We start from the raw sequence: 5,554 nt of genomic DNA, 5'->3' as shown, positions 1-5,554 counted from the left end.
AGAGCTGCGAGTTCTGTGGCTTGAGGACCCAGTGGCCTTCATCGGGGAAGTAGAGCATCTTGCTGGGGACGTGGAGTAGCTGCAGCGTGTCGAACAGCTGAAAGCCCTCGCTGACATCAAGTCGATAGTCGAGCTGGCCGTGGACGACAAGTGTGGGCGTCTTAAAGTTTTTGGCGTAGAGAGAGGGTGACCATTTGCGGAAGGGATTCATGGAGTCGGGCTTGCCGTAGTAGTCCCACGGCGCACCCTTGAACTCCCAGATGTTGAACCAGTCTTCCTCAGTGGTGCCGAAGGCGGATTCGGCGTTGAACATGCCGTCGTGGGAGACGATGCACTTGAAGCGATTCGTGTGGCCGAGCACCCAGTTGGCCATGTAGCCGCCGTAGCTGGCGCCGAGGGCGCACTCGCGATTCTTGTCAATGAACGGGTAGCGCTGCTCAGCGTAATCGAGCCCAGACATAAGGTCGGTGAAGGGCTTGCCACCCCAGTCGCCGTTGACGCGGTCGACGAAAGCTTGTCCATAGCCCGTTGACCCGCCGGGATTGATCATGACGACCACGTAGCCGTTGGCGGCGAAGAGTTCGGCGTTCCAGCGGTAGGACCAACTATCGCCCCATGCGCCTTGCGGGCCGCCGTGGATCAGGAATTTGACGGGGTATTTCTTTGCGGGGTCGAAGGCGGGGGGCTTGATGAGGAAGCCTTGGACCTTGGTTTTGTCTGCGGCTTCGAACCAGAAGGATTCGAGGGGTGCGAGATCGAGTTGGGCGATGAGCGCGTCGTTGAGGTGAGTCAGTCGATATACATCAGCCACTAGACAACACTCACCAAATCGGCCCTTTGCATCGCGACCCTCGACAATTATGGGAGAAGGATCGATTCTTACCACCTCTGCTGGCTGATCGGCCTTCATCTGAACGGCGACCAAGAGCCCTTTAGCTGAAGGCGTTGCGCTAAGACCGCTGAACTCTCCGATTAGATTTTTGCCTGAAGGCGGTTCATCCTTCGGTGCTTCCCCGATGATTGGGCTATAACGATCTCCGTCCAACCCAACAGAGTAAAGAGCTGTCCCACCCTCCGATCCAGCTGCAACGAAAATCCACTTTGAATTCGCAGACCATGCGAACTCGTCGACCCAGTTGTCAAACTTGGGCAGCAGATCTTTGGTCTTTTTCGCGGCGCGATCATAGAGAAGCAAGCGGAATTTGTCGCTTTCGTAGCCGGGGCGGAGCTGGCTGCGCCAGGCGAGGTACTTGCCGTCGGGCGAGTAGGCGGGGTTGAAGTCGCCGCCTTTCGATGTGCTGATCTTGACGGGTTTCGCTGATGGATTGGTGAGGTCGAGGATGAAGATGTCGGCGTTGGTGCTGATGGCGGGCTCGGGATCGAGGTTCTCAGTGAATGCGAGTTCCTTCGAGTCGGGGGAGATGTCGAATCCACCGCCGCCTTCGAGCGAGAAGGGCGGGACGTCGTGAGGATCGTTAGGCGTGAGATCGCGGACGTTTTGCGAATCGACGGCAACGAGGAAGAGGTGCGAGCGCTTGTCGCCGGTGAAGTGATTCCAGTGGCGGTAGAGGAGATGGGTGAAGATCTGCGCCTTTACCTTGCTGGCGGCGAGCGCGTCATCGCGGTCCTTGTTGCACTGGTTCCCGGCGGTAAACGTATTGGGGCCGATGGCGGGGCAATCAGGATAGACGTCCGACGTGAAGACAATGGATTTGGAGTCGGGCGACCATTTGGCGTTGTCTGCGCCCGTCGCGAAAAAGGTGTCCTGGTGGGGATTGCTGGTGGCGCCGGTGGAGGGGTCGAAGTCGGCAATCCAAACCTGCTGCCCGTCTTTGCGGGCGCTGAGGAAGAGGATGCGCTTGTTGTCGGGGGAGAACTGGATGCCGTCGTCGCCCGGTTGGCCGACGCTGAGCTTGATGGGGTCGCTGCTTTCACCCGACGACGGGGCAATCGCCTGCAGCCACAGATCCGTTGTCTTCGTGTTCTTCTCCAGATCAACCAATGTCACCGAATAGCCCAGCCATTTGCCGTCCGGCGAGAGAGCGGTCGAGCCTAGACGCTTCATCTGCATCATGTCTTCGAAGGTCATCGGCCTTTTGGCGTTCTGTGCGGGAGCAAGCGTGGCGGCGAGAAGGATTGCGAGAAGAATGGATCGACGCATGAGTTTCCCTGATTGCGGAGGTTCGTGCTTTCCCAGGTCTCAATGCGAAACCCGGGGCACCCAACGTATGTCGGCGCGAAGGAGAAGTGTACAACCGCGTGACGGTTCTTTGCTGTGCGGGCGGGGCTTGGCTGTGGCGGGTTGAATGACTTGCTTTCCGACCGATGACTTCGTCAAGGATGGGGGCACCCTTCATCGCGGCGGGTGGACGAAGGGCAACCGCAGTCTTGCATGGCTCTTTGCGCTACCCGAGACCATGAAAATCGGGTGGGATCGTGCTTTCCCACCCTTGCTGCGCAAGGATGCCCACCCAGTTTTGATCGAGGTATGAGAACTTTCAGGGCAGATCCCTCGGTTGCGCTCGGGATGACAACGTCAGTTTTTAAATGAAGTTGGGCTTAGGCAGCCTGCAGTTCTAGAAGGATGCCTGCGCCGCGCGGTTCGAAATTGATAGCGGACGCTTTGCCGTTGTTCTCGCGAATGATGCTGGCGCACATACTCAGGCCGAGGCTCGAGGATTCGTCGCCCGCCGGTTCGGGGATAAAGGGGTCAAAAGCACGAGCCGGCACAGGAAATTTTGAACCGGAGTGAGCGACGAGGATCTGCACCTGGTTGTTTTCGGCCACGGCTTCGAGGCGAACGGTTTTTTCGTTCGTGGTGTCGAGTCTTTCGACTGCGTCCATCGCGAACTGCAGGCAGTAAAGGACAGCCTGCCGGACCTGCTGGGCATTGCCAAGAACCCGCGGCAGGGCGGGCGCAATATGTACGCGGAAGTCGATGGAGCGCTGCACAAATTCGGAGCGATGCAACTGCTCGAGATCGTTGAGAAGTTCAGAGACCGAGATGGCACCGATTTGATCGCCCTGGGGGCGCGAAATGCGCGCGAGGCTTTCGAGAGTGAGCCGCATATGGCGCGCTTCATTCAGGATGGCCTCGATGGCTTTGTGGGCCTGGGGATTGAGGTCCTCGGTTTCATCCAGCAACGAGGCGTAGCCGAGAATAACGGTGAGAGGGTTGTTAAGCTGGCGGGTGACGTTGCCGGCAAGCTGGCCGAGGCCGACAAACTTCTCGGCTTCGACGAGCTTCTCGAGCATCATGGTCTGGCCGCGAACCGATTGCAGGCGGGAGGCGAGAACCTCGAGCGGGAGCAGATCGACAGCGCTGACGGGCTCGGCTGGGTTCTCGACGCCGGTAAGGAAGATGGCACCCTCAGTTGTGGCGCGGCCCCGCAGGGGGATGGCCTGCACCGCGGTGAGTTTGAGACGGGCAAGATCGTCTCCGGGGACGAGGAACGGCGTCAGATCGAGGCTGATGGCCAGGCTATGTTCTACTGCGGCTGGACCGGAGCCGGGATCGAGAAATCCCGCGACAGGGATGCGAGTCACGAGCGCTTCGAGTGCATTGATGGTGGCGTCATCAAATCCGTCGGCTCCAGCCAAGCGGTAGTGGCCTGTGCTTTGAAGCAGGACAAGAGCCGACTGCTTGAATCGGCTGTTGGAGACGATCGACTGGCATATGAGGGTCGCCTGCCTATCGAAATCATCGACCCGGCGGCGAGCGAGATTGAGCCGGGCATACGCTTCCATTTCCTCGCGGGCATGGCGCTCGCGGACCTGCCCGGCCTGGTTAGCGGCCAGCTGGTCTTCCAGGGTAAGAAGAATCATCCCGATGGCGGCTACCACCTTGGCCATGGCGATAATGCGAATGATCCAGATAGTTGGCTCGTCGTGATGGAAAAGCGGAAGAGTCTGCCCCACATTTAGCGACCAGGCCAGAAAGCCCAGGCTGGCCAGGATAGTTCCCGGAGAGATCCGGCGGAAAACGTAAAAGACAAGGAGGGCGGTAACGCTGTGAATGGCGCACTCGACGAATATGAGGGGCCACACGCCCCCAACGCGAACGCAGATCCAAAGACCGATGGCGCCCAGCGTGATGCAGAGAACAAGCGAGATAGCCCGGGGAAGGCCGCGGTGAGAGAAGGCCCAGGCGCATCCCGCAAAGAGCGAAAGTCCGCCCAGTGCCGGGAAGATCAGAAATGGAAGTCCGGTCGGAGTCTGGCCGCCGTAAACACCATAGATAAGGAAGGCGTAGGCAACCAGTGGGATCGTGAATGGGACAGCATAGAGGATGCGTACCCGTCCGACGCGGAAGCCGACCGGAGACAGAGATGCGAGGAACAGACCGGCGCTGATAAGAATGGACGCTTGTCCAATTGAGGCGACCCAGGGGTGGGCGAGGGTGTCCGTGAAATTCCATCGTCCCAGATCGTAAAACTGCAGCATCCGGATGGAGGCGAAGAAAAAGCCGAGGAACCAAAGAAGAGTGCGGGTGTCACGGAAGCGCAGATAAAGCTGGAAAAACGCCGGCAGCAGGAGCACCGTTAGAACGAGCGCGGGAAGGTGATAGCTGTCGGCCATGAGATGCAAGAGTCTCCAACGTAGCAAAAAGCGCCGTCACCCCCTGGACGCGGCGCTGGATTCAGATATCCCCGGGGCAAATCCTGATCGTTAATGAGTGAGCTTAAACCATTGATGCCGCGAGGTAAATGGTGAGTTCAGGTTGGGGGAACCTTTAAGCACCCTCGCCAAGAGTCCATCCGGGTTGTGGCGGTCGCCGCGGGGCGACAGCTTCTGCAAGGGAAGATTTTGCAGCCACCCGGGCCGGTTGTATATACGTCTAATGTGGTAACAGAACAGAGCGGTCGGTTAGCGCCGGGGACCGGAGACGGGGCCTGAGGGGTGGCGAACCAATCGCAGGGGAGTATACGACGGTGAGGAATCGATGGTGGTTGGCGCTGGCGGCTGCAACGTTGTTGGGGCTGGCGGCGGGCGCTCAGGAGCACGACAGCTTCACGCCAATGCCGCTCGACGCGGGTTTCGGGAAGCTGGATATTTCGGAACCTGCAACTCCGGCCGAAGAAATTATCAAGAAATTTGCCGCCAAGGAGACCGAGTTCCAGGAAGCTCTGAACCACTACACATATCGCCGCATGGCGCGGGTACAGACGGTCGACGACGATACCCACAAGGTGGATGGCGAGTGGTACCAGGTGGACGACGTGACCTTTGACCCCACCGGACGCCGCATGGAGAAGACAGTGTTTGCCCCCGAGAGTTCGCTGCAGCGGGTGATGATGTCGCCGTCTGACTTGCAGGATATTCAAAAGGGCTATCCCTTCGTTCTGACGACGGAGGAGATTGCGCAGTACAACACCAAATATGTGGGGCGGCAGAAGGTCGACGAGGTAGATTGCTACGTCTTCGATGTGGCGCCGAAGCAGATCGAAAAGAACAAGCGGTATTTTCTAGGGCGCATCTGGGTGGATGCGACTGACCTGCAGATCGTGGTGACGAATGGCCGGATGGTTCCGGATGACACCCGCAAAGGGAAAGA

Annotated in this window: 3 protein-coding genes; 1 reads left to right on the top strand and 2 read right to left on the bottom strand. The window is 58.9% G+C overall.

Annotated features, from left to right (window positions below; all coding sequences use genetic code 11):
• Positions 1-2,161, bottom strand: a 2,161-nt coding sequence (locus tag WA354_RS03225; protein ID WP_472811572.1) for a dipeptidyl-peptidase 5, incomplete at its 3' end; no start/stop codon positions are given.
• Positions 2,162-2,559: 398 nt separating this feature from the next.
• Positions 2,560-4,578 carry a sensor histidine kinase gene (locus tag WA354_RS03220; RefSeq protein WP_472811571.1) on the bottom strand — a complete coding sequence of 673 codons (2,019 nt, stop codon included), beginning with the start codon at positions 4,576-4,578 and terminating at the stop codon, positions 2,560-2,562.
• 353 nt (positions 4,579-4,931) lie between these two features.
• On the opposite strand from WA354_RS03220, the gene WA354_RS03215 reads away from it, so the two are divergent.
• Positions 4,932-5,554: hypothetical protein (locus WA354_RS03215; protein WP_472811570.1), on the top strand; the 623-nt coding region annotated here is incomplete at its 3' end.

Source organism: Occallatibacter sp., assembly GCF_049802275.1.
In the GTDB taxonomy this organism is placed as follows: Bacteria; Acidobacteriota; Terriglobia; order Terriglobales; family Acidobacteriaceae; genus Telmatobacter.
Note: the sequence above shows the minus strand (reverse complement) of the source record. Positions and strands in the feature narration are given on the sequence as shown.